The organism is Vibrio penaeicida (assembly GCF_019977755.1).
GTDB lineage: Bacteria > Pseudomonadota > Gammaproteobacteria > Enterobacterales > Vibrionaceae > Vibrio > Vibrio penaeicida.
This window is the reverse complement of record NZ_AP025145.1, coordinates 2,238,236-2,264,996: the sequence shown is the minus strand read 5'-3', so window position 1 is coordinate 2,264,996 and position 26,761 is coordinate 2,238,236. Positions and strand designations below refer to the sequence as shown.

Annotated in this window: 28 protein-coding genes; 19 read left to right on the top strand and 9 right to left on the bottom strand. The window is 43.5% G+C overall.

All coding sequences use genetic code 11. From position 1 onward, the window contains the following. Positions 1-736 precede the first annotated feature (736 nt). Positions 737-2,593, bottom strand: coding sequence for a M4 family metallopeptidase (locus LDO37_RS28380; protein WP_224055731.1), 1,857 nt, complete (start codon positions 2,591-2,593; stop codon positions 737-739). A 1,155-nt stretch (positions 2,594-3,748) separates the two neighbouring features. Between LDO37_RS28380 and LDO37_RS28375 the strand changes: the two genes are divergently transcribed. From LDO37_RS28375 to LDO37_RS28355, 5 genes are all read left to right on the top strand, one after another. After that, a complete protein-coding gene (locus LDO37_RS28375; RefSeq protein ID WP_101111805.1) occupies positions 3,749-3,958 on the top strand; it encodes a DUF3283 family protein in 210 nt (69 codons plus the stop codon). A gap of 110 nt (positions 3,959-4,068) precedes the next feature. Next, positions 4,069-4,797, top strand: a complete 729-nt coding sequence (locus LDO37_RS28370; protein WP_224055730.1) for a YebC/PmpR family DNA-binding transcriptional regulator — start codon at positions 4,069-4,071, stop codon at positions 4,795-4,797. 153 nt (positions 4,798-4,950) lie between these two features. Further along, a complete protein-coding gene (locus LDO37_RS28365; protein WP_224055729.1) occupies positions 4,951-5,829 on the top strand; it encodes an NAD(P)-dependent oxidoreductase in 879 nt (292 codons plus the stop codon). A gap of 318 nt (positions 5,830-6,147) precedes the next feature. Next, on the top strand, positions 6,148-6,717 hold the full coding sequence (locus LDO37_RS28360; RefSeq protein WP_224055728.1) for a hypothetical protein: 570 nt from the start codon (positions 6,148-6,150) through the stop codon (positions 6,715-6,717). A 5-nt stretch (positions 6,718-6,722) separates the two neighbouring features. Further along, positions 6,723-7,805 (top strand): rhomboid family intramembrane serine protease, encoded by a 1,083-nt coding sequence (locus tag LDO37_RS28355; protein WP_224055727.1) that lies wholly within the window; start codon positions 6,723-6,725, stop codon positions 7,803-7,805. 137 nt (positions 7,806-7,942) lie between these two features. On the opposite strand, the gene LDO37_RS28350 is transcribed toward LDO37_RS28355, so the two are convergent. After that, positions 7,943-8,479: a nucleotidyltransferase family protein gene (locus LDO37_RS28350; protein ID WP_224055726.1), complete on the bottom strand. Its 537-nt coding sequence runs from the start codon at positions 8,477-8,479 to the stop codon at positions 7,943-7,945. A 326-nt stretch (positions 8,480-8,805) separates the two neighbouring features. Between LDO37_RS28350 and LDO37_RS28345 the strand changes: the two genes are divergently transcribed. Further along, complete coding sequence (locus LDO37_RS28345) at positions 8,806-9,435, top strand: LysE family translocator (protein WP_224055725.1); 630 nt, start codon at positions 8,806-8,808, stop codon at positions 9,433-9,435. 157 nt (positions 9,436-9,592) lie between these two features. Here the strand turns inward: LDO37_RS28345 and LDO37_RS28340 are convergent, their stop codons facing one another. Both LDO37_RS28340 and LDO37_RS28335 read right to left on the bottom strand, forming a co-directional pair. Then, a complete protein-coding gene (locus LDO37_RS28340) occupies positions 9,593-10,840 on the bottom strand; it encodes a dicarboxylate/amino acid:cation symporter (protein ID WP_224055724.1) in 1,248 nt (415 codons plus the stop codon). 17 nt (positions 10,841-10,857) lie between these two features. Continuing rightward, positions 10,858-11,568: a cysteate racemase gene (locus LDO37_RS28335; RefSeq protein ID WP_317982784.1), complete on the bottom strand. Its 711-nt coding sequence runs from the start codon at positions 11,566-11,568 to the stop codon at positions 10,858-10,860. 118 nt (positions 11,569-11,686) lie between these two features. Here LDO37_RS28335 and LDO37_RS28330 point away from each other — a divergent pair, with 118 nt between their 5' ends. The 11 genes from LDO37_RS28330 (at position 11,687) to LDO37_RS28280 (ending at position 22,243) form a co-directional block, all read left to right on the top strand. Beyond that, positions 11,687-12,574, top strand: coding sequence for a LysR family transcriptional regulator (locus tag LDO37_RS28330; protein WP_224055723.1), 888 nt, complete (start codon positions 11,687-11,689; stop codon positions 12,572-12,574). Between the two features lie 343 nt (positions 12,575-12,917). Next, positions 12,918-13,376 (top strand): D-ribose pyranase, encoded by a 459-nt coding sequence (gene rbsD / locus LDO37_RS28325; protein WP_224055722.1) that lies wholly within the window; start codon positions 12,918-12,920, stop codon positions 13,374-13,376. 41 nt (positions 13,377-13,417) lie between these two features. Continuing rightward, positions 13,418-14,923, top strand: coding sequence for a ribose ABC transporter ATP-binding protein RbsA (gene rbsA, locus LDO37_RS28320; protein WP_224055721.1), 1,506 nt, complete (start codon positions 13,418-13,420; stop codon positions 14,921-14,923). Further along, positions 14,920-15,903 carry a ribose ABC transporter permease gene (gene rbsC / locus LDO37_RS28315; protein WP_224055720.1) on the top strand — a complete coding sequence of 328 codons (984 nt, stop codon included), beginning with the start codon at positions 14,920-14,922 and terminating at the stop codon, positions 15,901-15,903. Before rbsA ends, rbsC begins: the two co-directional genes overlap by 4 nt. Positions 15,904-15,985: 82 nt before the next feature. Then, entirely contained in the window at positions 15,986-16,864 is an 879-nt protein-coding gene (rbsB, locus tag LDO37_RS28310) for a ribose ABC transporter substrate-binding protein RbsB (protein WP_224055719.1), read from the top strand. 141 nt (positions 16,865-17,005) lie between these two features. Next, entirely contained in the window at positions 17,006-17,923 is a 918-nt protein-coding gene (rbsK, locus tag LDO37_RS28305; protein ID WP_224055718.1) for a ribokinase, read from the top strand. A 12-nt stretch (positions 17,924-17,935) separates the two neighbouring features. Continuing rightward, positions 17,936-18,943: a substrate-binding domain-containing protein gene (locus tag LDO37_RS28300; RefSeq protein ID WP_101111790.1), complete on the top strand. Its 1,008-nt coding sequence runs from the start codon at positions 17,936-17,938 to the stop codon at positions 18,941-18,943. Positions 18,944-19,093: 150 nt separating this feature from the next. After that, positions 19,094-19,732, top strand: a complete 639-nt coding sequence (locus tag LDO37_RS28295; protein ID WP_224055717.1) for a CAP domain-containing protein — start codon at positions 19,094-19,096, stop codon at positions 19,730-19,732. A gap of 65 nt (positions 19,733-19,797) precedes the next feature. Continuing rightward, the gene (locus tag LDO37_RS28290) at positions 19,798-20,079 is read left to right on the top strand and encodes a class I SAM-dependent methyltransferase (protein ID WP_224055716.1); all 282 of its coding nucleotides are present in this window, start codon (positions 19,798-19,800) and stop codon (positions 20,077-20,079) included. Positions 20,080-20,247: 168 nt separating this feature from the next. Then, entirely contained in the window at positions 20,248-20,676 is a 429-nt protein-coding gene (locus tag LDO37_RS28285; RefSeq protein ID WP_224055715.1) for a PAS domain-containing protein, read from the top strand. Between the two features lie 4 nt (positions 20,677-20,680). Beyond that, positions 20,681-22,243 (top strand): flavodoxin domain-containing protein, encoded by a 1,563-nt coding sequence (locus LDO37_RS28280; protein ID WP_224055714.1) that lies wholly within the window; start codon positions 20,681-20,683, stop codon positions 22,241-22,243. A gap of 285 nt (positions 22,244-22,528) precedes the next feature. Here LDO37_RS28280 and LDO37_RS28275 read toward each other — a convergent pair whose 3' ends face one another. From LDO37_RS28275 to LDO37_RS28265, 3 genes are read right to left on the bottom strand one after another with little or no spacing between them, the layout of a single operon-like run. Continuing rightward, the gene (locus LDO37_RS28275) at positions 22,529-22,831 is read right to left on the bottom strand and encodes a TM2 domain-containing protein (protein WP_224055713.1); all 303 of its coding nucleotides are present in this window, start codon (positions 22,829-22,831) and stop codon (positions 22,529-22,531) included. A gap of 46 nt (positions 22,832-22,877) precedes the next feature. Continuing rightward, positions 22,878-23,132 (bottom strand): hypothetical protein, encoded by a 255-nt coding sequence (locus tag LDO37_RS28270; RefSeq protein ID WP_224055712.1) that lies wholly within the window; start codon positions 23,130-23,132, stop codon positions 22,878-22,880. 21 nt (positions 23,133-23,153) lie between these two features. Beyond that, positions 23,154-23,648 (bottom strand): GNAT family N-acetyltransferase, encoded by a 495-nt coding sequence (locus LDO37_RS28265; protein WP_224055711.1) that lies wholly within the window; start codon positions 23,646-23,648, stop codon positions 23,154-23,156. A gap of 301 nt (positions 23,649-23,949) precedes the next feature. Between LDO37_RS28265 and LDO37_RS28260 the strand changes: the two genes are divergently transcribed. Beyond that, the gene (locus LDO37_RS28260) at positions 23,950-24,354 is read left to right on the top strand and encodes a GFA family protein (RefSeq protein ID WP_224055710.1); all 405 of its coding nucleotides are present in this window, start codon (positions 23,950-23,952) and stop codon (positions 24,352-24,354) included. Positions 24,355-24,387: 33 nt separating this feature from the next. On the opposite strand, the gene LDO37_RS28255 is transcribed toward LDO37_RS28260, so the two are convergent. Next, positions 24,388-25,314: a glycosyltransferase family 2 protein gene (locus LDO37_RS28255; protein WP_224055709.1), complete on the bottom strand. Its 927-nt coding sequence runs from the start codon at positions 25,312-25,314 to the stop codon at positions 24,388-24,390. A gap of 337 nt (positions 25,315-25,651) precedes the next feature. Here LDO37_RS28255 and LDO37_RS28250 point away from each other — a divergent pair, with 337 nt between their 5' ends. Continuing rightward, a complete protein-coding gene (locus LDO37_RS28250) occupies positions 25,652-25,978 on the top strand; it encodes a hypothetical protein (RefSeq protein WP_224055708.1) in 327 nt (108 codons plus the stop codon). Positions 25,979-26,027: 49 nt separating this feature from the next. Here LDO37_RS28250 and LDO37_RS28245 read toward each other — a convergent pair whose 3' ends face one another. Next, positions 26,028-26,483, bottom strand: a complete 456-nt coding sequence (locus LDO37_RS28245) for a hypothetical protein (RefSeq protein ID WP_224055707.1) — start codon at positions 26,481-26,483, stop codon at positions 26,028-26,030. Positions 26,484-26,761: the final 278 nt, after the last annotated feature.

Genomic DNA, 26,761 nt, shown 5'->3' with positions numbered 1-26,761 from the left:
GTATAATTCTTGGATGATAAATCTTTAAATTAAAACTCTTTGTTAATTCCTTGTTTTATTTTGTCAGGATTAAAATAAAACAAGGAACCTCTCCTGATTGGGAGAAGAGGATTCTATTAGAGTTATTTTACGCTAACAATAGTTCAATCAGTTAATACATTTAGTGGGTTGAAACTTTACTGTATTTATGTATCGCTATTGTGTTTTTTTATCTTACCTACTCTATAAGTATTGATGACTATAGGTTTCAGAATTTATTGATAATCATGTAAATTATAATGCGTTAAGCCTAGCGAATACTGGATGAGTTATGGAGTGTTTCTCGTTGTCTACCAAACGTATTTGATTCGTACTTTTCTTTTAATGTTATGAAATTAAAGGTCTTTTCCTTCTTGTTGATATGCTGATGACTAAATTGTTTTTAGAGTAAAAACTTTAATTTCACCAACTAACTGAAAATAAATAGAAACATGGCAGGGATCTTGGTTTATCGAAAACTTACATATTCCAATGTGATCACAATTCAAATAAGCACATGCGATTATTATATTTTCTCTTTAGTGTTTATAAGAGATAAATAGCCATATTCCCATTTAAACGTTTGCTATTAATATAAGTATCTAAATTGTTATGTTATTAAATAACAATTTAGATTATTTAGGTAAACATAAAAGTTTGCACGCACGGTGCGCGGTACGAAAAGAAAGACAGCAATTGCTGCCTTTCTTGAATAAGCTTATTCTGCAGTCAGTGTTAGCGTGACACCAGAGCTCGCTTTATAACCGAATAAATCAATATGCCAAGCGCCCTTTTTCGGGTTTGTAATAACACATTCCTCAGCATTGGAAGTGGTGTTTGACTCACAATCGAATGCGGTTGCTGTCGATTCTTTTCCATAGGTTACGTATAGGTCTACATCACCTAAGCCACCCTCTGCTTTAATCGTCATTTTGGAGTAGCCTTCACCCAAGTCTTGCGTGTAGTGTTTCCATTCGTTCAAAGGAATGGAAATATCGCTTACTGCTTCACTAAGTGATGTTGGCTTTTCCGATGTTGGTATCGCTGCTGGACACTCACCTACGCCAACTGCACACCACGCTGTTTCAACAGAGTGTTTTGCACTTTGGCCATATAGGTCAGCCGCCGCTTGAGCTGTTGCCGTACGAGCTTCAGGGAAATTAGTGTTTGGACCCATGTAGGTGTTGAGCGCGCGGTAGAATACTTTTTCCGCTTGAAGTAAACCAATACCATCAACAACCGCGTCCGACTTGCCACGTGGATGGGATCCGCCATCAACTAACAGAACATAGGCAAGGTTTGCGATACCAGAGTTTAGGTGAACCCAACCATTGTCATTATTCTGACCCGGATTTTTTACAAAAGGTCTGCGCTCTGGGTACCAGTCTTTAGAACGCCCATCTTTGGTTGGATTGTTCATATAGCGCAACGCTTGCCCTGGCCTTTGATACAGTTCGTTACCTAGCAACCAAGTAGAGGTTGTTTTGCCATTTTTATACGCTTCTGCCGAGATCCCTAGAATGTCTGCCCACGCTTCGTTTAACGCGCCCGATGCGTTTTGATAAATTAAATCGGCGGTTGAATCGATAACGCCATGAGTAAACTCGTGGCCAATGACATCGAAATCTGTTGTGTAATCGGCGCCTGTTCTGGATTTACCGTAGAACATTTGTCCCAAATACCACGACGCATTCGCTACACCCAGGTCCACACTCGAAATCATCGTCATATCACGATCATCTAAACCATTTCGATTGTGTCTCTCTTTGTAATAGTCATACACCGTCGACGCACCATCATGTGCTCGTTGAGCCGATAGATTGTTGCCACAATCTTCTTGGTTAGTGCAAAGCAGCCTACCTGGTCGGCTGCGATAGTCTCCTCCATCTAACGTGTGTGTTTTCCAGTTCTTAGCTTGATGGATTAAGGTTTCACGGGACAATATTTCATGAGTAAGTGCATCTACGTACACTAGATCGTGTCCGAAAGAATGCCCAGACCCCTGGAAGAATTTAACTTCCATACGCCAAGCCAATTTCGTATCGTCAATATCACGAAGATACACGTAAGCCAGCTCTGGCTCTGTCACGACGTCACCAATGCTTTCAACGACCGATTTTGCTTGTATACCGTCATCATTGCTCATACGTATAGGTGCAAATGTTGCAGGTGATGCTGTCGGCACTGCGACCGTTCCCGACACCGCGTAGATAGACTCATTCTCAGGAGCAAAACCGTTTCCAAGTGTGACATCGGTATGCAACGTAATTTGACTGTTGTGTACCTTAATACCATCAATGGTTTGGTTAAATACGGTGTGCTTTTTGCCAAGCTCGTCGACCCATTGGCGCTCCACAACAAATTCTTCGTTACCTGTGGATTTGTAGGAAGGGGTATTTGCTAGGTACTGTTTTAGCGTTTCCACATCAGCATTAAGTTGTGCGGCACCCAATGCACCAACTGCAAACGTAGGGCGTCCAGATTCTGTGATGTTATTAATATCCACTTGTGCAAGTGCAGTCGTCGGTAAAGCCATACCGACCAGCAAGGGAATAAGTCCAATTTTAGTATTCATTCTTTTATCCTTATTGCTATTTGGGTCCTAAATTTTGAGAAAGTAGGACTGCTAAACTCTTAATTATTTATGAGTGATGCCTGTAAGGCTTATAACTCAATTTTTTAAGTGACTATTCTTTTATTACTTGGCGTTTAAGCCTAATTCTTTATTGGCTTGCTAACCAAGTGATTATCATTTTATAAAACGCTGGGTTTATTACAAATGTCTCTAGTCGGAGGCTATTCTGGTACTTGAAATTTGAATGAGAATATGTGTTAAAGAAAATTTCCTTAGCAATATTATTCGGCAGGACTTGATAGCATTGGAGTTCAGTTTTGTTGATAAATAAGTTACTAGTGTAGCGTCGACAGATAATAAGAGCTGTAAGGAATGAATATGAATTAATATTAATAGAGATAAGATTTCTTTTGTAACTATCTGTATTTTAAGTGTATTTTGATTATTTCTAGTAAATATTAAGTTAGAGTTAATACTCTAACTTGCTGATTATTAATAAAATTGAATTTTCTTTTAGAAAGATGAATAAAGATCGTTATTTACAATAAATAATACAAGGTGAAATGTGATCGTAATTCAGATGAGAGATTTTAAGTGTAGATTTAAATTGAATGAGTATTGAATTTAAATCTATATATTTAATATTATTATCTATAATGTTAAAGTTGATATGTAATAACATTTCAATAATTTAATTATTACTATTAAATAATTTTATGGGAAGCATTAGATTTATTGTTTAATTAAAGAGAAAAAGTTCCAGATCGTATTTCCAACCGGTTCTAAAGAATTTGATTTTACCTTTGCAACATAAATAGGTATTTGCATTGTCTCCTGAGACTTCACTTCGAATAACTTATTGTCTATCTTTTCGAGATTTGCTTCATGTTCAGGCAATCTTCCCCAGCCTAGACCACTCAAAATGATCGCTTTCTTGGTCTGTTGATCGGATACATACCACTGGATTCCATCTCGCATGATATTGGTATCTGGCAATTACTGGGTATGGAGAACCCCCCTAAATTACAAGGTTCATCTTGTCCCCCATTCTTGATTCCTGTCACTTTTCTTTTTGAATTCCCCTGTAACTCTCTACCTAACAGCTTAGGCTGTGATATATTCTTGCCCTTTCAAACTATCGATGCAGGTCTTACTATGTCGTTTAACCTTTCACTCCTTCCTTCTGAAGAGAAAAATGAAGTAGAAATCGACAAGCAAGCTTCGTTTTTGGTGTGGAAAATCAAGCAAGCTCAGGCTGGCCCTGAAGTGTTGGTTGAGCACAAATCGAAACTGAAGCTGGAATCAGAAGTCGAGTTATTCGAGCAATCGGTAGCAAAGTATAAAAGAGTTATGGGTGTGGCTTAGCCGCCCCTTGTAAAACCTAACAAAGCCAAGCAAATCTCGCTGAATCTAGCATCTTGACTTGGTTTGGGTATACAATCTTTCGCATTAATTGAATCAGAGAGAACATCCCGATGGGAAGAAGTTTTGAAGTGCGCAAAGCCTCTATGGCAAAAACTGCAGGCGCAAAAATTAAAGTTTATTCCAAATACGGTAAAGAAATTTACGTATGCGCGAAAAACGGTGGTTCAGACCCAGACATGAACCTGTCGCTTAAGCATCTGATTACCAAAGCGAAAAAAGACCAAGTGCCAGCGCACGTTATCGATAAAGCCCTTGATAAAGCGAATGGCGGTGGCGGTGAAGATTACCAACCAGCGCGCTATGAAGGTTTTGGACCTGGCGGTACAAGCGTGATCGTAGATTGTCTAACGGATAACGGTAACCGTACTTTCCAAGATATTCGCCAGTGTTTTGTGAAAACCGGTGCGAAAATTGGTGTTGAAGGCTCTGTTTCTCACATGTTTGATCATCAAGCGGTATTCCAGTTCAAAGGCGACGATGACGAAATCATCTTAGAAACGCTAATGATGGATGATGTGGATGTTACTGATGTTGAGTTGGAAGACGGTGTAATTACGGTATTTGCGCCACACACTGAATTCTTTAAAACGAAGACAGCTCTAACAGGCGCATACCCTGATTTGACAATGGATGTAGAAGAAATTACGTTTGTCCCACAAACGCACACGCCAGTCGCAGGCGAAGATGCAGAGAAGTTCCAAAAATTCTTGGACATGCTAGATGAGTGTGACGACGTACAGCAGGTTTACCATAACGCTGAACTGTATTATCAACCTTAATTGATAGAAACCGAGCCTAAGTGCTCGGTTTTTTTATCTTTGTATTTCAGATTATTCATTGGTTAAGCTCAGTTATCCGTACATTATTAGTAAATTGACGAGATAAATAGACTGACCAGAAAGCCAGAATTTAGTGAAGCAAGGAGAATTGTAATGAAAGTGAGTTTTATCGGATTAGGTGTGATGGGTTTTCCCATGGCTGGACACTTAGTGAATGCAGGTTTTGAAGTTACCGTATTCAACCGAACGTATGCTAAAGCGCAGGCATGGCAGGAAAAGTACAAAGGCAACATTGCAGAAACCGTTGCCGAGTGCGTGAAAGAAGCCGACGTTGTTTTAACTTGTGTGGGTAATGATGATGATGTTCGTAGTATGACGACCAGTGAATCTGGCGCACTAGTGAACATGAAGCAAGGCGCGATTTTAGTCGACCACACCACCACGTCTGCTCAATTGGCTGAAGAACTGGAAACGGCTTCGAAGAATGCGGGTATTCAATTTATGGATGCTCCGGTATCGGGCGGGCAGGCGGGGGCTGAAAATGGCGTTCTGACCATCATGTGTGGCGGCGACCAAGCTTTGTTTGATGCGTTACAGCCAATATTTAATGCTTATGGCAAGTCCTCCGTTTTGATGGGAAGAGTAGGGCAAGGGCAACGCGCAAAAATGGTCAACCAAATCTGTATTGCTGGTGTGCTTAATGGTCTTTCCGAAGGGTTACTTCTGGCTGAAAAGTCGGGTTTAGATATCCCGACTTTGGTGAATTGCTTGAAGAATGGCGCAGCGGGATCTTGGCAAATGGAGAATCGAGCCGAAACCATGTCGCAAGACAAATTCGATTTTGGTTTCGCCATCGATTGGATGATCAAAGACTTAGGTTTCTGTCTAGATGAAGCCAATAAGCAAGGGCTTCAATTGCCATTGACCGAGAAAACCAATAACGCTTATAAGGCTTTGTCTGAATCCGGTGAAGGTAGAATGGACACATCGGTATTACTAAAAGCAGTGCGTCGTGAAGCCGAGAAAGGCTAAGTTTTACAAATTCGAATACCTTGGATCATACTCTACAGTTGTTGACGGTAGACGCCCTTTACGTGGCACGATGTCCGTGCCACAAGGAAGCTTCTTAAAGTGATTGTCATCGTGACGCTACTCCCAACGTTTCACTTATGCGAGCTTCCTCCATTTCTTTTGAAATTCCCCTGCTTCATTTCAACATTTCTTACTTTTGTCATTTAACAATATCTTGTTTTATTTAGTATTTATTCACTCTGATATGCTCAGTTGCGCTTAGTCGTGTTTTGAGCAAAGTAAGAGTGAATATCGAATAAAAAAGTAAAGGACGTTGTTTTGAAACTTAAAGAGCAGTTGGATAATAAAGAGCTAAAAAGCTCAGGCTTTTGGCTCAATCAAATGTTTATGATTGTGTCGACAATAGTCGGTGTTTACCTCGCGGCCCAGAGTGGTTTACAGCAGGCGCTCACCTTTGATACCTACAGTAAAATGGAAGATAACTACTATCTTCGCATGTCACTGCATGATGAGCTTACGGACAACACCAACGATTTGCAGGCTTATATCAATGATTACCTTTCTCGAAATCCGCCAGCACAAGAAATGAAAGACAATCGCCCAGATATGAGTAAATACATTTGGGAAACGATGAAATACAACCCCACCACATTAGAAACCCCAAATGAAGTGCTAACGGCTGCCCGTCGCTTTTATGCCAAATCGGAAGATATTTTAGATAGGGCAATGGCGCGCAGGTTAGGGGCGAAATACGCAGGCGATCAACTGCAAGTGCTGGTTGACGATATGAAAAACGAAACCTTGCCGTACATTGCAAAAAGTGCCAATCAGCTGAAAACCGAGTTGGCTAAAAATGGTGTCGTGATAGGCTCAATCAAAGGAGGTTAATAGCCATGACTAAGCAGTGCCCAAAATGTGATAACTCCCAATTGAAAGCCACGCAATACGAAAGTGAAGAAATTGATATTTGCTTAGAATGTGGTGGGCTTTGGTTTGAAAAAAACGAAGTGAACCGACTGATCGATGAAGTCTATGACGGTCCTATAGGTGAATGCTACAGCGAGCATTTTGGTGAAGAATTGGGTGAATCAGAATACCTATGCCCAGATTGCGCCAAGCCAATGGAGCGCCACCATTTATTGCAAAGCTATCAGCATGAAATCGACATTTGCCGCTCATGTGACGGAAGTTGGATTGATAAAGATGAATTGGAAGCGGTGGAGCGTAGCCCTGAACTCCGTAAAGTCTTGGGAGAATTGAACCAAAAAATCAGCTGGAAAACGTATCTCTTTCAATTCTTGACTCAAATGCCTGTCGAATACAATTTGAAACCCAAGACATTACCTTGGTGTAACTGGATCATCATCGCCCTTAACTGCATCATTTTTTCTCTGTATGCATTCAGTTATGAAACTACCGATTGGGTTATCGAACACCTTGCCATGACGCCAGCGGACATCTTGGCGGGAAGAGAATTATGGACACTCGTGACGGCCACGTTCTTGCATGGCGACCTTATGCACTTAGCCGGAAACATGTACTTTTTGTATGTGGTTGGAGACAACATAGAAGACGCCGTAGGGCATAAGAAGTACCTTGCTCTCTACTTCTTCTGTGGGATTGCTGCCTCATTGGTGAGTTTTGCATCCAATATGGATGGCTTAATCCCATCAGTTGGCGCGAGTGGCGCGATAGCGGGCTTCTTTGGTATTTACTTGTTGTGGTTCCGCCACGCAAGCTTGACGTTTATGATTGTTGTTTTCCAAAAGAAAATCTCGCCGATTCTTTTCTTTATCATATGGTTAGGGTTTAACCTCTTTGGAATGATCATGGCGAACCAAGGTGTGGATTACGCTGCGCACTTGGGAGGCTTCTTCGCCGGTTTGCTAGTGGCTTACTGGATGAAAGAGCGAGTATTGGCGGACAACCCAATGATCAACTTGCTCAGCCACGATGCGGTCAAGATTCAGCGCTAACGGTTGATTAGCCTAAAAACACAAAGGCTGCGTTCTTACGCAGCCTTTGTGTTGATATTCTTCTTAGTTTGTTCGTTTTTATTGCTTAACTTCTTAACTTCTTAACTTCTTAACTTCTAACTTCTAACTTCTAACTTCTAACTTCTAACTTCTAATTTGGGCCATTGTTTAAGCCAGTTTTTGTTTGAGATGCGTTGTTCAAATATGGTAAAAGAGCGCTTCGTGTTATGGGTGATTTTCAAATCAAACAGTGAGTCGAAGCCAAACGCCGAGACAACTTCGTACTGCCCTTCATCGATAATTCTTGCCCCTACTGCGGTTTCTTTCTCGGGCCAGTAGCTCATTGCATCCACCGAACTTTTGTAAGGTAAATCGCCATTACGAGAGTGCATTGTGGCTTGATTTCGCACTTGCCAATTGAGTTGAGGCATACGGGTTCTGAACACTTTTTCGTACTCCAAACACTGTTGGGAATCGTGCTCCCTCGTATCAAAGTAAATCACATCCACGTCATTGAGTGGCGTGGGCTCCGACTTTTGATGCAGATGATCCCATACTAAGTTCCGAACAAATCCGGCGGCCAAATAGCCTTGAGGGAGTTCAAGTTCAGCAACCGTCTCCAACGCTTTTTGCCGTAAAGGATCGCGTTTAAGAAGTTCGATAATGGCGTTCATGTATGTTATCACCCGCATGTTAAGGTTATTTTCATAACGTTCAGACGCTTCGATTTATCACTATCGAGAATGAGGCGTTTGCGTTGCGTTATGCCTTGAATAGCAGTAATGATAATGTGATTATCGATAGAACATCAATGAGTTTGAGTTACTGATATGTGCACGAATTTATCGGTAGTTAAAGCCGCTCTTTGTGGCTGTAACCGCTGCCCACCCTGCTCCTGAAATGAGAGAGATTCCCTTATCTCGTGTACATCTTACGTGATGAGTGCGTCACGTTTTTATATAGGAAATACAAACATGTATTTTCGAAACAGGAGCAAACAATGACTATTGATACTCTAATTGCTTTCGCTGGCATCACCTTTTTGCTGGCTATCGTACCCGGCCCGAATGCGTTACTTATTCTGCATACCTCTATCACGGCCGGAAAGCGTTGTGCATTGGCCAATATTTTTGGTTTTGCGGTGGGCTTTTTCATTCACGCTTTTATCTCTGCAAAGGGGTTGAGCCTTTTAATGTCTCAGTCTGCTACAGCGTTTGCCCTATTTAAATGGGTGGGCGTCATTTACCTACTTTGGTTGGGCTTCTCGAACATTCGCAGTGGGTTACGAATGACTAAAATCGAGCTTGATACCCAGAAAGTGCCTAAAGCCGAAACCCTTTCCAGCGGCTTTATTAAAGGGCTGCTAACAAACCTTCTCAACCCAAAAATTGTGCTTTTTTATCTGTCGATATTTCCACAATTTGTCGAGCCAGAGTTCATTCTTGAACAGAGCATGCTACTTGGAGGGGTTCAATCTCTTGTTGTGGGAAGTTGGTTTGTTGTGGTGATCTTTTTTGCCACCAAATTGAAAGCTTGGTTATCGGCACCTAAAACGTCTCGCTGGCTCAACTATGTGAGTGGCACATTGTTTATCGGGTTTGGTGCAACGTTAACCAATACTCGAATCTAGCTGACCAGATTTACACTGTAAAAATCGCCCCAGTTCTATGTCTTATAGTGCTGGGGCGTTAAGTGATGAGAGAGTAACCTTCGCCTTGAACTTTCAAAAAAAGCCAACCGGGTCGCGGCTGGCAAAAGCCTTGTAGGCTTAAGGGAAGGAAAATGTTTTACTTCTCGTAGACGGATGTATCCAATCCTTTCTCACTTTTGCTGATTAACACCGAAATCATAAGATCGCCACACACATTCACGCTGGTTCTCGCCATATCAAGGATTCGGTCGATGCCAGCGACAATCGCAAGCCCTTCCAGCGGTAACCCTACCGTAGATAAAACCAAAGACAGCATGATCAAACCAGCCCCTGGAACGCCAGCCGTACCTATCGATGCCAGTGTGGAGGTCATAATGATCATGAGGTAATCCTGCACATCCAATGAAACGCCAAAGACTTGAGCAATGAATATGACCGCCACACCTTGGTAAATGGCTGTACCATCCATGTTAATTGTTGCGCCAAGGGGCAATACAAAACTCGAAATTTCGCGGGACACGCCCAATTCTTCATGGGCTGTACGGATGGTTACGGGTAATGTTCCCGAGCTGCTGGTTGTAGTAAAAGCGACAGCAGCAGGGTTAGCTAAAGCTCGCAAATAGTGAATAGGGCTGAGGTTTGCTACGACCTTTAAAATGCCCGAATACACCACTAACACTTGTATGATGCAGCATAAGTACACCAGAAAAATCACTTTGATAAGCGGCAGTAAAATATCCAATCCATATTGCCCAGCGACCACGGCGATAAGCGCAAAAATACCGTAGGGTGCAAACTTCATAACCAGTGAGGTGAGTTTGTACATGGCTTCAGCCAAGCTTTCAAAGACTCGAACCGCGGGCTTAGCTTTTTCACCACTTAACGACAGCGCTATCCCAAGACCAATAGCGAAAACAATGGTTTGCAAAACGTTACCAGAGGCCAGAGCGCTAATGGGGTTTTTGGGTACCAGATTTATCAATGTGTCCAAAAACGAAGGCTCAGATTTGGAGGCAACTTGTGTGGCGGAAAGGCTCATTTCTAACCCTACCCCTGGCGAAATCAGTGAAGAAGCAATCAGACCAAGGCTAATGGCAAGAGCCGTAGTTACAAGATATATACCGATTGATTTTGCTGCAATTCTCCCCATTTTCTGAGTGTCACTTATTGCGGTAACACCCACAACGAGAGAACAAAATACAAGAGGGATAATAAGCATTTTTATCGCATTAAGAAAAATGTCGCCAATGGGTTTTAGTAGTACAGCATCGGGGCCCGCCACAATGCCAACAACGATGCCGCAAAGCATACCAATAAAAATTTTTTTCCAAAGTGCGATCCCTTTTTCGGGGAATGAAACATCCATTTTATTTGACCTATCCATAGTAATTCCAATTTAGTTTATGCCGATGACTTAGCCCAAAGTACGCACTTTTGAGCCAAAATTTCTAAAGAGTCCAAGCATTTCTCAGGCACTTCTTGTTCGATTTTTTCTAGAGCAACAGGGATCTCAGTACACCCTAAGATCACTGCGTCAGCACCGCGCTTTACCAATTCATCGAAAATGGGCTCGATAATATTGGTGGCCACGTTCAAATGCCCAGATTTCACCGCTTTAATCCCCTCCATAACGGCCATTTGCTGCCAGTGGTTAGGGACTAGTGCTTCAATGCCATACTGCCCTAATGAAGATTGGTATAAGTTGGTTTGAATAGTGGCATCGGTGGCCAGTATGCCAACACGCTGAAAACCACGGGAGATTGCTTGTTCAACGACACTTTCGATAATACTAATTGTGTGAACGTGTCTGTTATGAATGAGGCGCTCGTACCAGTGGTGAGCCGTATTACAGGGGATAACAATGCACGTCGCTCCAGCTTTGAGCAGTTCCCCAAAACCGTGTTCAAGCGCGGCAAAAGGATCGGTCCCAAAACCCATCAAGAAATTTGTACGGTCAGGGACTTGTGGAATATTCCGAATAAGCATAGGAATGTGTTCCTGATCGACACTGGCGGGCGTATGTAATATGACCTTCTTCATAAACTCGGCAGTAGCAAGCGGTCCCATACCACCAAGAACACCAATAACTCTGTCCATTCTGATATTATTCATATTAGTAAGCATGGAACTAATCTACGCCACGAGAGATCGTTTGATAAATGCCGAGTTCCTTTGCTTCATGCAAGTTACGCATAATGTAAATGCGAGTCTAGATAACGTAGGGAAGCGTATGAATATAGAAAGTAAATGGTTAGAAGATTTTGAAGCGCTAGCCGAATACCGGAGCTTTTCCAAAGCGGCACAACTCAGAAACATGACGCAGCCGGCATTCAGCCGGAGGATTCAATCGCTTGAAGAGGCATTGGGCTCACAGTTGATCGATAGAAGCAAAGTCCCCATTGAGTTGACCCCAAGTGGGCGAGTATTCCGAACGTCAGCCCGAAATCTGTTGATTCAAATTACCGACTCCGTCGATCAATTACTGGGAATATCTCGGCTTGATGGTAACGTGGTCAAAATTGCGGCGGCGCATTCTTTGGCAAGCAGTTTGGTGCCTAAACTTCACGCAATGAGAAACAGTGAAAGCATCAAGCCGGTTTTGAGCGTAGAAGCGATCGATGTGGATCGGGCAATTGAAGCGCTGCAACAAGGAGAGTGCGACATTTTGCTCGCATTCGATGATGAAAGGTTAAGGCTACCGCCTTATATGTCTTTGAAGGTGGGGGATGCCGAGCTGTTGCCTGTGTGCGCTTGTAACGAAAATGGGCAAGCAATTTACCAGTTAGAAAGCCAAGAAACGATCCCTTGTTTGGCATATAGCCTAAATTCGTACATGGGCAGACAGGTTGAAAAAGTGCGCCCTCATTCTAATTTAGACGTGGTGTTTACTTCGTCCATGACGGATTTGCTAAAAACTCAAGTGCTAAACGGGGCGGGTGTTGCGTGGCTGCCAGACTACGCCATTCAAAAGGAACTGAGAAACAACGAGCTTACCGTAGTAGGGGCAGATGATCTGATTTGCCCGATCTCTTTCTACGCTTACCGCTATCAAGCGAGGTTGCACAAAGCCGGAGAGCATATCTGGCATGGGTTAAGAGAACTTGCAGCAGTGGTATAAACCATTGGCATAGATTTATGTGACCCGCGCATTTTACGTATTCGCTTTGGGCGTTTCGGTTAAATCATCAGTGATCGCCCTCACTTTTTCCCATCTTCATTTCCTTATTTGGAAGATCAAAATCACACATTAATTGCCGCTGTGATGCAAAAAAAAATTTTAGCGATACAGTCATCGAAACGTTTCGATGAGTTTTCTAACAATAAAGAAAACCAACATAAATAGCCTGTAGCTATAAAAATTCAGATGGTGATGTTTATCAGAAGATTAGAGCTGTTTGCATGTTTTTTATGATTTTTAGCTACGAATTAGGGCAATTTGCCTAACCATTAAAGGTATGAAAATGAAGAAAAGTACCCTCATCAACTCGGAATTGTCGTATCTGGTTGCCACTTTAGGTCATACCGATGAAATCACGATTTGTGATGCAGGTTTGCCGATTCCAGAAGCGGTTCAGCGAATCGATTTGGCACTGACGCACGGCGTACCCCAGTTTTTGGAAACGGTTAAAGCAGTGTTGTCTGAGTGCCAAATAGAAGGCGTTGTTATCGCTGATGAATTTGCGGAAATTAGCCCAGAACATCACAGCATGTTGGTGGCGGAATTGAAGAAAGAAGAACAGAACTCCGGCAAAAATATCGCTATTCATTATGTTTCCCACGAAGCATTTAAAACGCGTACGCATCAAAGCCGAGCCGTTATTCGCACTGGCGAATGCACGCCTTACGCAAATGTAATTTTTCAGGCTGGCGAATGCACGCCTTACGCAAATGTAATTTTTCAGGCTGGCGTGGTTTTTTAGCCTCTCCAATGTTTTGAACCCCTCAATGTTGAGGACAAATTATGACTCAAGCCATTTTGCAACTCAGCGATATCGAAAAAGCGTTTCCGGGCGTTAAAGCATTAGATAAAGCGAGCTTAAAAGTTTATCCGGGGCGCGTCATGGCGCTTTTGGGAGAAAACGGTGCTGGAAAATCAACCCTGATGAAAGTTTTAACAGGCATTTACTCCAAAGATTCTGGTGCCATTCGCTATCAAGATAAGTCCGCGACTTTTAAAGGGCCACGAGACTCACAGCAAGCGGGTATCAGTATCATTCACCAAGAGTTGAACCTCATTCCTGAACTGACCATTGCAGAGAACATCTTTCTGGGGCGCGAGCAGACCAATAAATTTGGGCGTATTCAATGGCGAAAAATGTACGAAGCGGCTGATGCTTTACTGGCTCGCTTAAACGTAAAGCACAGCTCGAAAACGTTATTGGGCGATTTAAGTCTTGGCGAGCAACAGATGGTTGAAATCGCTAAGGCACTGTCGTTTGAATCCAAAGTTATCATCATGGATGAACCGACCGATGCGCTCACCGACACTGAAACGGAGTCTTTGTTTCGTGTTATCAATGAACTGCGAGATCAAGGCTGCGGCATTGTTTATATCTCTCATCGATTGAAAGAGATCTTTGAAATCTGCGACGACATAACCGTTTTACGTGATGGTAAGTTCATCGGTGAATGTGCAGTCAACGAGACCAATGAAGACGGGCTTATCGAGAAGATGGTCGGTCGCAAATTGGAAGAACAATACCCACGTGTTGACGTTAACCACGGAGACGTATGCTTAGAGGTTCGCGGCTTAACGGGATCGGGTGTGCACGATATCAATTTTGCGCTTAATCGAGGTGAAATTCTGGGTGTATCTGGGCTAATGGGAGCCGGGCGAACGGAATTAATGAAAGTGATTTACGGCGCGCTGCCTATTGAGCGTGGCGTTATCAATTTGAATGGAAAAACCATTAACCCAGTGAGCCCTCAAGACGGTTTATCAAATGGCATCGCGTACATTTCCGAAGACAGAAAGGGCGACGGTTTAGTGCTTGGGTTGTCGGTAAAAGAAAACATGTCCCTTTGCGCGTTGGACCAACTGACAAAAGGCGTTCAGATCCAACATGGTGACGAAGCGATAGCGGTGGAAGATTTCATTCAGCTGTTCAACATTAAAACCCCAACGCGCGACCAAATTATCGGGAATTTATCGGGCGGTAACCAGCAAAAAGTCGCCATTGCCAAAGGGCTAATGACCAAACCCAAGGTGCTGATTCTCGACGAACCCACCCGTGGTGTCGATGTGGGCGCCAAGAAAGAGATCTACCAACTTATCAATAAATTCAAAAGCGAAGGCATGAGCATCATTTTGGTTTCTTCAGAAATGCCAGAAGTGCTGGGCATGAGTGATCGCATTTTAGTGATGCATGAAGGGCGCATCAGTGGAGAGTTTGATGCAAAAGACGCCGACCAAGAAAAGCTGCTTGCGTGTGCAGTAGGCAAGAAAATCAATGAGGAAGCAGCATGAGTACCAAAACCTTAGATAAATCCGCACCGGAAAGTGGCAAGAAACTGTTTAGTAAAGAATGGCTAATCGACCAAAAGTCGCTGATTGCGTTGTTGCTTTTGATTGTTGTGGTGTCGTTTTTAAATCCGAATTTTTTCACCGTAGACAACATTCTTAACATCCTTCGTCAAACATCGGTTAACGCCATTATCGCTGTGGGAATGACACTGGTTATTTTAACGGCGGGCATCGACCTAAGTGTCGGCTCCGTGCTGGCGTTGTGTGGTGCATTTGCTGCCAGCCTAATAGCGATTGAAGTTCCCGTACTCATTGCTGTACCTACCGCTTTGTTTGCTGGTGCTGCACTGGGAGCCATTAGCGGCATCATTATCGCTAAAGGGAAAGTTCAAGCCTTTATCGCGACGCTGGTAACAATGACATTACTACGCGGCGTGACCATGGTTTACACCGATGGTCGCCCAATCTCTGCAGGGTTTACCGACACAGCAGATGCCTTTGCTTGGTTTGGTACGGGGTACGCGTTAGGTATACCTGTTCCCGTTTGGTTGATGGTTGGAGTGTTTGCTGCGGTTTGGTATTTGCTCAACCACACACGTTTTGGTCGCTATGTTTACGCTTTGGGCGGCAATGAATCCGCGACGCGTCTTTCTGGCATCAATGTGGATCGCGTAAAAATCGGCGTGTATGCGATTTGTGGTCTGCTGGCGGCGTTGGCCGGCATCATTGTGACATCACGTTTATCTTCTGCTCAGCCAACCGCTGGAATGGGGTACGAGCTCGATGCTATTGCCGCTGTTGTGCTGGGTGGTACAAGCCTAATGGGCGGAAAGGGTCGCATCATGGGGACGTTAATTGGTGCGCTGATTATCGGCTTCTTAAACAACGCTCTGAATCTATTAGATGTGTCTTCTTACTACCAAATGATCGCAAAAGCTGTGGTGATTCTTCTGGCAGTACTGGTAGACAACAAAAACAAGTAATTCTTCTCAGAACAGATCGTGACTGGGGAGAACTTACAACCCTCACGGTCTTGGTGACAACCCTACAAAAAGGACGATAACAATGAAAAAACTTGCAACCCTTATTTCTGCTGCAGTGCTTTCTTCAACTGTGTCGGTATCGGCACAGGCACAAGATACCTTGGCAATTGTACTTTCAACGCTAAACAACCCATTCTTCGTTACGATGAAAGATGGCGCGGAAGCCAAAGCGGAAGAGCTTGGTTACAAACTGATCGTATTGGACTCTCAAAACGATCCAAGTAAAGAGCTTTCGAACGTAGAAGACTTAACCATTCGCGGAGTGAAAGCCATCCTTATTAATCCAACGGATTCTGATGCCGTATCCAACGCTATTCGCATTGCTAACCGTTCGAAAATTCCAGTTTTAACCCTCGACCGAGGCGCAAGCCGTGGTGAAGTCGTCAGCCATATCGCTTCGGATAATGTGGCGGGCGGTGAAATGGCTGGGCGCTACATTGTTGAAAAAGTAGGCGAGAAAGCGAAAGTCATTCAACTTGAAGGCATTGCAGGTACGTCGGCTGCACGCGAACGTGGTGAAGGTTTCAAGAAAGCGGTAGAGGGCAGCCAGCTGGAACTGCTTGCCAGTCAGCCTGCGGATTTTGATCGCACTAAAGGGCTGAATGTTATGGAGAACTTGCTTGCTGCGAACCCGAACGTACAAGCGGTATTCGCACAAAATGATGAAATGGCTCTAGGCGCGCTACGTGCTGTGCAGGCATCAGGTAAAGATGTGATGATCGTCGGTTTCGACGGCACAGATGATGGTATCGCGGCGGTTAACCGTGGCAAGCTTGCGGCAACGATCGCCCAACAACCCGATATGATTGGCGCACTCGGTGTAGAAAATGCCGTTAAAGTGTTAAACGGTGGGAAAGTGAAAGCGTACATTCCTGTGCCACTAAAAGTAGTGACGAAGTAACCGAAAATAGATTCAAATAGAAAACATGTTGCCCTCTTCTTCTTAAATCTCCTGTCGTTGGAGGAGGGGGCACTTTCTAATACAGACCCTTTTGTATCATAGTGACATTCAAAGCGTTCAAATTGACCCAAGGACAACCGTATGAATAAGTTAGTGGTTTTAGGTAGTGTTAATGCAGACCACGTTCTTCAAGTCCCTTCTTTTCCGAGACCAGGAGAAACACTGCACGGGGATAATTATCAGGTGATTCCCGGTGGCAAAGGTGCCAATCAAGCGGTTGCTGCCGCGCGTTTGAAAGCCGACGTCGGTTTTATTGCGTGTGTGGGTGATGATGCGTTTGGCATCAATATACGTGAAAGCTTCCAATCGGATGGTATCAACATCTCTGGTGTTCAAGTGCAGACCAACTGCCCTACGGGCATCGCCATGATTCAAGTCTCAGATAGTGGTGAAAACACCATTTGCTTGTCTGCCGAGGCGAACGCAAAATTAACCGCACAGGCATTGGAGCCAAATCTAGCGCAGATTCGCAGTGCGAAATTCTTATTAATGCAGCTAGAAACGCCATTAGATGGGGTTGAAAAAGCCGCTCAAATCGCGAAGGAAAGCCGCACCAACGTTATCTTAAACCCTGCCCCCGCCCGTGAATTACCAGACAGTTTGCTTGAATGCGTCGACGTAATAACCCCAAATGAAACTGAGGCAGAAGTGCTAACGGGAATCACGGTTACCGACGATGAATCTGCACAGCGAGCGGCGGATGTCTTGCACCAAAAAGGCATCGAGATCGTTATGATTACGCTGGGAGCGAAAGGCGTATGGCTGAGCCAGAATGGGCGAGGTGAATCGGTACCCGGATTCCGTGTGGACGCTGTGGATACAACGGCTGCAGGAGATACGTTTAATGGGGCATTGGTCACTGGTTTATTAGAAGATATGCCTTTAGAATCAGCTATCCAGTTTGCGCATGCTGCGGCAGCCATTTCCGTTACTCGTTTCGGAGCGCAAACATCTATTCCGACTCGTGAAGAAGTCGAGGCATTTATTGCTGACCATTAAACGGAGAACTGCATGGCAACGATGAAAGACATAGCAAAACTCGCAGGAGTTTCTACATCGACTGTTAGCCATGTCATAAATAAATCTCGTTATGTCAGCGAAGAAATCTCGCTTCGTGTCAACAACGCCGCCAAAGAACTCAATTACTACGCGCCTTCAGCTTTGGCGCGTAGCCTCAAAATCAATCGTACTCAAACCATAGGCATGCTAGTGACAACCTCGACCAACCCCTTCTTCGGAGAAGTGGTAAAAGGGGTCGAGCGCAGTTGTTATCAAAAGGGCTACAACCTCATTTTGTGTAACACCGAAGGTGACAATGAACGCATGAAAGCCTCTATCGATACGTTACTGCAAAGGCGCGTCGATGGCTTACTGCTGATGTGTTCCACCCTTGAAGGTGAGAAAATCGACGTTTTCGATCGCTACCCTGATATTCCAGTGGTGGTGATGGATTGGGGGCCGATGCTGTTTGCCAGCGACAAAATTCAAGATAACTCCCTGCGCGGTGGTTACATGGCCGCGAAGCACCTGATTGAATCAGGGCACCAAAACATTGGTTGCATTACTGGTCCGTTAGCCAAACATCAGGCGCAAATGCGTTATGAAGGCTATAAACGCGCAATGAATGAGGAAGGGTTAGCATTCAACCCAGATTGGATCATTGAATCGGACTTTGAATGTGAGGGCGGGTATGAAGCATTCAAGAAAATGCACGCAAAAGGGCCGTTGCCGAGTGCCATATTTGTTTGTAACGACATGATGGCGATGGGGGCAATCAACGCCGCACATGAAATGGGCATTCAAATCCCAGACGACGTGTCACTGATTGGCTACGATGACATTCATATCGCAAAGTTCATGACACCACCACTTACTACTATTCACCAGCCCAAGCACAGCTTAGGGAAAGCGGCGGTAGAGACGTTGCTCAAGAAACTGGAGAAAGAGACAACAGAGCCTCAAGTGGTGCAGTTAGAGCCAACATTGGTGATCAGAAACAGCGTCGATGTTATTGGTTAAAAACAGTCCATTTCCTCAGATTACTTCTCACAATTTCAGCGTAATGTCAGTGCTCTGAAAACAGTTAATCAGTAATGCTGTTTGCCTGTTTAACTTTTATAAATTTCCGTTTAGCGTCGGGACTCTCTAATCCAGAAGCTAAGGAATTTTATGTTATATGGTGTAAAAACAGGTACTTTACTTGCAGTTTCTTTATCTATTCTGGCGGGGTGTGGCAGTGACAACAGCTCGAGCACATCAACGGGAGGGCAAACGACTAATCCACCCACAACTCAGCCACCCACAACTCAGCCACCAACAACTCAGCCGCCCACTACTCAACCGCCTACAACAAAACCAACAAAACCAACAAAGCCACCCATAGAGCAAGAAGCCTTTGCCAAAGAAATGCTTGAAGTAATCAATGAGTATCGGGCTTCTTCTCAGGTGTGCGGGGGCAGGAGCATGCCAGCCGTAGCACCTCTTACCTGGAACACACAACTGACCGAAGCGGCACATGTGCACTCGTCTAATATGGCAAATTACAATTTTTTTGACCACGATGGATTGGATGGCAAGAAACCAGCAGATCGAGCCAAAGATGTAGGCTATGCCGGAAATTACGTCGGTGAAAATATTTCAGCAGGGCGAACCAATATTCATGATGTAATGGCAGGGTGGATGTCGAGTAAAGGGCACTGCGAAAACATCATGCGAGCTGGGTTTAAGGAAGTAGGTGCTGCCATGGTTGAAAACAGCGATGCCAAATATCGTTATTATTGGACACAGGTATTTGGTGCGGCAAAGTAATTAAGCCAGAGTTTTAGGACGGTGAAAAAGGCACTAATGATGCAATGGTATGAGGTTGAATTTTTTTGAATACAGTTAAAGGTACACAAGGATACGAACAAGGCGTCGACGCGTTTGCGCAGGCGAGCCTGAATCTCAAATTTGAAGAGGTTAACCAAGAGTTTATCCCTTTCTTACCACGGATATTAAGCAGAGTATTGGATGTGGGGTCTGGCGTGGGGCAAAACTCAGCAGCACTGTCTCGCCTTGGGTATCAAGTCGTGTCTGTGGAGCCCTTACAAGTGTTTCTTGATATCGCCCAAAAATACCCAAGCATCTCTAGGTTACTTGGGTACAGCCAGCCTTGAGCGTAAAAAGCAATCTCAAACAAGTGATCTTGCTGCGACATTTTCAATTTTAAAGCAATAAAAATCAGCACGTTATACTGATTGAATTAATATGAAAATATAAGTTGCATTTAAAATACAACTTATATTAGTCTTAATGATAACCATTATCAAAAAGAGGTTTAACACATGAGTCAAGTAACCCTAAATGACCAAATTATGACCGCAGTTCATAACGCAATGGTTATCTCCAAAACGGATCTAGAAGGTAATATTACCTATGTAAATTCTCTTTTTTGCGAGTTAACAGGTTACGAAGAACATGAGTTGATTGGTCAACCACACAGTATTGTACGCGTAGAGCAAGTGTCGAAAGCCGTGTACAAAGACATGTGGGATACGATTAAATCAGGAAAAATCTGGACAGGCATTGTGCCGAACAAAGGCAAAGGCGGCGGTATTTACGTGGTGGATACGTCGGTACAGCCAGTATTTGATGAGAAAGGAGAGATCACCGAATACATCAGTGTTAGGCGTGTAATTAACGACCTTATGGCGGATTTTGATGCCGTTGAATTTTCTAAGGAAGTCTACGACGAATACTACGACGAGGCATAAATGTATGCAGCCAGCCATTCAGAACGTTTATGTTGTGTATGGTTCTGTTTCCGGAAATGCACAAGAGCTGGCAGCCCAGCTCTTTTCCGATAGCGAACTGACGCAGCGCTTTGATATAACTCTTCAAGAGCTGGATGAATTCGAACCGTCCAACCTTACAACAGATTCCTTTGTCGCCTTTATTTCCAGCTCGTTTGGCGACGGTGAACCCCCAAGTAACGCCGAAAATTTTTGGCAGATATTTCAAGAAAATACAGCATCCTTATCGTTTTCTTACGGTGTTTTTGGGCTCGGTGATACCGCTTATTCCAATTTTTGTGGGTTCAGTAAAAACTTGGATGATGCATTGTCGACACGCGGAGCAGAAAAACTGATCAACCGAGTCGATTCCGACCTCAATTACCCAGCACTGTTTGAAATGTGGAAATCAACGCTGAAAGCTGTGCTACTGAACAATGATTTACAAGCAGGGAAAGATCTCGATATTTCGGTCACGTCTTATGGTGAACATGCTGCTTATCCAGCCAGCTTGATTTCTGCATCTCAAATCTCGGGTACTTTTCCTAGCTTATACCGAATTCATTTATCGATAGAAGGCAGCGGTATTCGTTATCAACCGGGCGATATTGTTCATTTGATGCTGAGCAATACGGAATCGCTTCTTATGCCTTATGCGGATTTCTTTAGTCTGCCAGTCGGTGAGGTAGAGACTTGTTTGAAAGACAAGGAAATTGCTCGGATCAGTAAATCGGCTATTCGCAAAGTTACTCAGCGTTTCCCAAATAGCGACTTAAAAGCGTTACTGAAAAATCGTAATAAAGTCGCGTTGATGGAATACGTTAAAAGGCACCAATTTATCGATTTATTACGGGACTTTTACCCTCCCCAAACCATGTCGATAATGGACTTTTCTGAGCTTCTGAACAGCGTGGAGCCTCGCACTTACTCCATTGCATCTAGCCAACTTGCCGATGCTGATGCTTTGGAATTATGCGTACGAGAAGTGTGGAGCGATCCAGAAAATGCAGAGCCGACACCGGGGTGTTCGACGGCGTATCTGCAATCGCTAAACGTTGGGGATAGTGTTCCAATCTTTGTACGTTCTAACCCGCATTTTCACTTTGACTTCAATGCCCCTAGCATTCTTATTGCAACGGGTGCTGGTATCGCCCCCTTTATTGGGTATCTGCAATCCAGAGCACAGCAAAAAGCGTTAGCACCTTGCATCCTGTTTTATGGCGAAAAGCACGAAGGCGAAGACTATGTCTATCGCGATGAAATCGCGCATTGGTTGAAAACAGGTGTTCTGCAAAACTGCTTTGTGGCATTTTCTCGCGACCAAGAAAGTAAGCGTTACGTGCAGGATTCCGTGAAAGAGCAGGGAGATCTTGTTCAGAATCTTATTTATCAGGGAGCGAACGTGTATGTATGTGGGAGAAAGCAGAATCTAGCCAGCCAAATTGAACCGATGTTTAATGCATTACAGACGTCTGAGAGTTCATCTTCTGAGGCTAATTTGTACAATAAGTTAGTTGCAGAGGAAAAACTGCATTTAGATTTATTCTAAGCTGCCCCTACCGCGCACTTGTCAACTGAAGGAATAGCTGGCAAGTGCCAATTTAGCCAATTGTATAGAGCCTTACGCTAAGACGTTACCGGCAACACGTGCGGCGAGTGATGCGAATTTGCCAAACCTAGAAATACGTTGGGATGGCAGATTTCGTTCTTTTGGCGGCATGTAGGTTCTCGGTTGGGTGCGTCAGTATTTTCAATAATTGTAAATGGCTAAGGAAAACAAGAGCACATTAAAAGACGATGTGCGTACCAATACGATGAATGAAGATGAATTGGATCAACACCAATCTCTCTCAAACTGACCATTTTTATAGCGATAGAGAGATAAACCATATTTAAGATGGTTTCCGGATGCATCCTTTACCATTCCAGTGTCTTTACCAAGGGTATATAAAAAGGCGTCAATCATTAACATCGCATTATCAATAAACCACCACAAACCCAGCCCACCAAGCGTGACCATTTTCAATATGGCTGATTTCTTTTTACCAAGATAAAACCGGTCTGCCCCTAGGACACCGAGAAACATCCCTAACACCAGTGCGAATATTCGATTTTTCTGATTTGAAGTTTCTGTCATACATGCTCCTATACACTATTTGCTGCCTAAAGCCATATTGACGTAGCTAGTCACCGCCACCACCGCCACCATCTCCGCCGCTATCATTACTACTGTCATAATAATGATGCGGACCAGAACCTGAGCCATCACTGCCGCCTCGGTTAGCGGGGCGATTTTCAGAGGCAAAAAAGGAGTAAACAACGGTTAGTACACCGACAAGTAATAGTATCCAACCGGGAACAACAGAGTTTCCTGATGAGATGATTTCGATCCCCACCCAAGAAATGCCGATACCCGTCGCAAAATAAATGATCTTCATCTAATCACTCCTGATTTTCCGTTAAGTGTCACCATTGTTAATCACTGAGTACAGGGGTTGGCTTAATTCCCAATATTCCAATTGCTCACCATCACTGTCCACAACTATCCCTTTGTAAACAAAGCCATTCTTTTTAATGACGTTTAAAGATGCCATATTATCTTTTGATATCAGCGCCTTGGTATGATTGATGATGCCGGAATGAAAGGCAATTTTGTTGAGTGCTTTTACAGCAGATGTCGCAATCCCCATTCCTTGAGCACGAGGGGCAACGTTATAACCTATTTCTACGCCATCATCTTTCGGGGCGTATTTAAAACCGCAGCTACCCACTACTTCTCCTTCGACTTCAATGAAATAGGGTAACGCCCACATAACATCTACAGCGTTTTGATATTGCTCCCATGCTCGTATTAACACGTGATTAGGCGGAATCGCATCGTCCATATGAGAAAAAGTCGGCTCACCAACTAAGATGTGTTCAAACTGAATCGGACTTAACTGCACAAGCTTCATTTTGGATTCCTATAAGACGTAACGTTGCAAAGGAAAAGACACTATTCCTTTAGTTTCATCGGATTATGCCACGGATTTAAGGCAGCACGAGAAAAGACGTTAGAAGCGTTCAGTATGCTTGGGTAAATCCACATAGACTGATATGAAGCAAGAAACCACTTCGTAGCAAATGAAAATATAAAATACCTTTATGTGCAATTGAATTTTCTGTACAAAAAAATCCCAGAACTGGTTCGGGAGTAAGAAATGAACTTTTATTCGGTGTAATCTAGTTTTCAAACCATAGACATAAGGATACGTCATGTCGATGACAGGTGAGTGCTTTTGCGGTGACATAAAATACAAGATCAATGGAACGCTTCACGATGCTCGATCTTGTCATTGTTCTCGATGCCGAAAAGCATTTAGTGCTCAGGCTTCAGCGTATGCGCTGGTGAAAGAAGGCGAATTTGAATGGTTGTCTGGTGAAGATAAATTGACATCTTATGTTGGCGAACACGGATTCGGGCTGCAGTTTTGTTCAAAATGCGGCTCGACGCTGACCGGTGTATTCAACGGCGAAGTACATGGCGTTACTTTGGGCTGCATCAATGGCGACCCAGAAATTTCGCTCAGTCGGCATATTTATGTGGGTTCCAAATCGACGTGGGAATTGATTGCCGATGGCGTACCGCAGTACGAGGAAGCACCGCCGAGAGACGCATAGCCAAGAATTTACAATGTAAACTGAATTCAGGTGTTACTGAATAATCAAGCGCGTGAGTTTCTTGCAATCCCCCAACAAGCTTCGAAATCTTCTGATTTGAGGGTCCAATTTCAGCGCTCGTAGATCGAATAAGATGGCTGTGGAAAATTGCTTTAGCCCCCGATAGTAATCCGCGTACCCTTCAAGAACTCTTGCGTTGGCTTTGTTAAAAGAGGCATAACCTACGCGTTCTAAATCACGGGCGCTTTGATATTTCTTAATAATGGATTCGACACTTTTTAGGTTATCTAATCGACGGCTATCTGTTTGGGTTGCTGAGCCATTGCGCATCAGGTATCCCGTTAAAACGGAATTTACGACACCCACGTCATGCTGGTCACATATTCTTAGCCAAAGCTCCCAATCTTCAGCATAAGTGGTTTGCGCATCAAACATGCCTAACTGTTCCAGAACCACACGCTTTACCATAACGGTAGATGTGCCGACGATGTTGTTTTCGATAACGCATTCTAGCGGTTTGCTTAGGCAAAGATCCTGCTCGGTCACCTGAAACTGATTCCAATACCCAAAGCAGTCGATAATGAGTTGGTATTGTTCATCTAGGTGATCGTAGTTTGTAAAGCTCATGGCTAGGTTGGGGTAATTGGCGTGAAGATTCAGCTGTTTCTCTAGCTTTTCTGGGTGCCAAAAATCATCGGCATCTAAGAAAGCGACAAATTCCCCATTCGTTTCTCGTATCCCTATATTTCGAGCCTCAGACGCTCCAACGCCTTTCGTTGTCAGAACTTTTAACCTTGTATCAGTGATTTGATTTAAATAGGTGCTGGTGTCATCAGTGCTGTTGTCATTGATGACGATCACTTCATAGTCGTCAAAAGTTTGGTCCAAAACACTGTTAATTGCTTTGGGTAGATAAGCAATGCAGTTATAAGTGGGAATAATCACCGATACTTTAGCCATCAAGCTTTCCTTTTTAATACTCTAAACACTGATAGCCCAATAAAGCACTATTTGTGCCACTCATTAACGTACTGATTTTAAATATGATTGGGTGTCTAGAGTGCGTATGTTTGGGGAAGTGCTTCTTTATTCTGCATTTTGAATTGCAGATTGATAGGTTAGGTGATTTTTAAAGAAAGAGGGTGTTTCTTTCCATGCATTTTAATCAGCTCGGATTGTAAAAATGATTTATATATTAGACTCTTATCACAAATTGTGGTCTTAACTTTTTGAAAAATAAAACCTTTATTTGATATGGTGTGAGTTGCTTATTTCTTGTTTAAACATGGAGATTGAAATGAAACCTTTTAAAATTCTGATTACGTCCGCTTTATTGCTTTCTGTTTCTGGTTTTAGCTTTGCAGCTAAAGATATTCATAAAAGTAACGTGAATTACGTATATCAGCTTGATAGCGATGCGACGGTTTTTGAGTTTAACTCTTCAGTAAGAAATGGCTGTGGATCAAACCTTTATCGAGTAAAAAGTCCAAATGAAGCCGTTGCAAATAGAAAGTTCTCACTGGTATTAACGGCGTTTACTACAAACGGAAACTTAGCATTTCATGATAGAGAAGTGTGCGAAGGAAATCGTTCTGTCGTCGCTTGGGTCCGCCTTACTCGATAAACGTTTTTTGTTGTGGGTGGGCTATGTCGCTTGCTGTTTTCGGCATCTCTCACTTTCTTATACGCAGCCCGCTATTTACAAAAAATCTCTCTATCAAAAAGTAACCGACAACAATGATTGTGGACATGAGAATTGGGGTCATCCATTTCAACAAATTCTGGGCAGCAACAACGTGAATTGGGTTCCCGATAATAAAATCCATTACAGGCTGGCGGATTAACATCGATTTCATCGCTAGAATAATGCCGCTGAGCGCACCTACTTGTATCAATAAACTGCAGTTACCGATTTTTTGGCGTAATAGCAGGTATACAATAAAGACACCAATGGAAGACTCTATCGCCAAAGCCATTGCGACATATCGGACATCCCAACTCGGCATCACCGATTTCCCTGTCATTTGCTGAGATATCCAAGCTCTAAGCCATTCAGCTTCGATAACATGAACGACGAAGCCGATTGCAGCAGCGAGGACCAGAACGAAAAAATACAGTATAAATTTCATTGGTTTAACCTTTTTTAGAGAATGACACTCAGTGACTCGCCACTATAGAGTGTTCCCGTCTCGCTACCTTGATCTCCATCAGCTGTGCTAATTGGACGTCAGGTTTTCATTATTACTTCGACTGACTTCATTTTTTTAAGTTTGTTATCCACTACTTAACTCCTTTATCTCGACCCCATTCGCACTTATGTGCATGACTCATAACGTATTCTTTCGAATATACTTTTTGATAATATTCAATTTACTTTTAGAAGAGTACAATCCTTTCTTACCCACCT

What these genes read in the sequence shown, in the direction of transcription:
- LDO37_RS28255 (WP_224055709.1), bottom strand. Translation starts at nt 25,314, where the DNA reads ATGGCTAAAGTATCGGTGATTATTCCCACTTATAACTGCATTGCTTAT.
- LDO37_RS28300 (WP_101111790.1), top strand. Translation starts at nt 17,936, where the DNA reads ATGGCAACGATGAAAGACATAGCAAAACTCGCAGGAGTTTCTACATCG.
- LDO37_RS28370 (WP_224055730.1), top strand. Translation starts at nt 4,069, where the DNA reads ATGGGAAGAAGTTTTGAAGTGCGCAAAGCCTCTATGGCAAAAACTGCA.
- LDO37_RS28365 (WP_224055729.1), top strand. Translation starts at nt 4,951, where the DNA reads ATGAAAGTGAGTTTTATCGGATTAGGTGTGATGGGTTTTCCCATGGCT.
- LDO37_RS28330 (WP_224055723.1), top strand. Translation starts at nt 11,687, where the DNA reads ATGAATATAGAAAGTAAATGGTTAGAAGATTTTGAAGCGCTAGCCGAA.
- LDO37_RS28345 (WP_224055725.1), top strand. Translation starts at nt 8,806, where the DNA reads ATGACTATTGATACTCTAATTGCTTTCGCTGGCATCACCTTTTTGCTG.
- rbsC (WP_224055720.1), top strand. Translation starts at nt 14,920, where the DNA reads ATGAGTACCAAAACCTTAGATAAATCCGCACCGGAAAGTGGCAAGAAA.
- LDO37_RS28355 (WP_224055727.1), top strand. Translation starts at nt 6,723, where the DNA reads ATGACTAAGCAGTGCCCAAAATGTGATAACTCCCAATTGAAAGCCACG.
- LDO37_RS28380 (WP_224055731.1), bottom strand. Translation starts at nt 2,593, where the DNA reads ATGAATACTAAAATTGGACTTATTCCCTTGCTGGTCGGTATGGCTTTA.
- rbsB (WP_224055719.1), top strand. Translation starts at nt 15,986, where the DNA reads ATGAAAAAACTTGCAACCCTTATTTCTGCTGCAGTGCTTTCTTCAACT.
- LDO37_RS28245 (WP_224055707.1), bottom strand. Translation starts at nt 26,483, where the DNA reads ATGAAATTTATACTGTATTTTTTCGTTCTGGTCCTCGCTGCTGCAATC.
- LDO37_RS28340 (WP_224055724.1), bottom strand. Translation starts at nt 10,840, where the DNA reads ATGGATAGGTCAAATAAAATGGATGTTTCATTCCCCGAAAAAGGGATC.
- LDO37_RS28335 (WP_317982784.1), bottom strand. Translation starts at nt 11,568, where the DNA reads ATGAATAATATCAGAATGGACAGAGTTATTGGTGTTCTTGGTGGTATG.
- LDO37_RS28350 (WP_224055726.1), bottom strand. Translation starts at nt 8,479, where the DNA reads ATGAACGCCATTATCGAACTTCTTAAACGCGATCCTTTACGGCAAAAA.
- LDO37_RS28375 (WP_101111805.1), top strand. Translation starts at nt 3,749, where the DNA reads ATGTCGTTTAACCTTTCACTCCTTCCTTCTGAAGAGAAAAATGAAGTA.
- LDO37_RS28285 (WP_224055715.1), top strand. Translation starts at nt 20,248, where the DNA reads ATGAGTCAAGTAACCCTAAATGACCAAATTATGACCGCAGTTCATAAC.
- LDO37_RS28260 (WP_224055710.1), top strand. Translation starts at nt 23,950, where the DNA reads ATGTCGATGACAGGTGAGTGCTTTTGCGGTGACATAAAATACAAGATC.
- LDO37_RS28275 (WP_224055713.1), bottom strand. Translation starts at nt 22,831, where the DNA reads ATGACAGAAACTTCAAATCAGAAAAATCGAATATTCGCACTGGTGTTA.
- rbsK (WP_224055718.1), top strand. Translation starts at nt 17,006, where the DNA reads ATGAATAAGTTAGTGGTTTTAGGTAGTGTTAATGCAGACCACGTTCTT.
- LDO37_RS28265 (WP_224055711.1), bottom strand. Translation starts at nt 23,648, where the DNA reads ATGAAGCTTGTGCAGTTAAGTCCGATTCAGTTTGAACACATCTTAGTT.
- LDO37_RS28250 (WP_224055708.1), top strand. Translation starts at nt 25,652, where the DNA reads ATGAAACCTTTTAAAATTCTGATTACGTCCGCTTTATTGCTTTCTGTT.
- rbsD (WP_224055722.1), top strand. Translation starts at nt 12,918, where the DNA reads ATGAAGAAAAGTACCCTCATCAACTCGGAATTGTCGTATCTGGTTGCC.
- LDO37_RS28295 (WP_224055717.1), top strand. Translation starts at nt 19,094, where the DNA reads ATGTTATATGGTGTAAAAACAGGTACTTTACTTGCAGTTTCTTTATCT.
- LDO37_RS28280 (WP_224055714.1), top strand. Translation starts at nt 20,681, where the DNA reads ATGCAGCCAGCCATTCAGAACGTTTATGTTGTGTATGGTTCTGTTTCC.
- LDO37_RS28270 (WP_224055712.1), bottom strand. Translation starts at nt 23,132, where the DNA reads ATGAAGATCATTTATTTTGCGACGGGTATCGGCATTTCTTGGGTGGGG.
- rbsA (WP_224055721.1), top strand. Translation starts at nt 13,418, where the DNA reads ATGACTCAAGCCATTTTGCAACTCAGCGATATCGAAAAAGCGTTTCCG.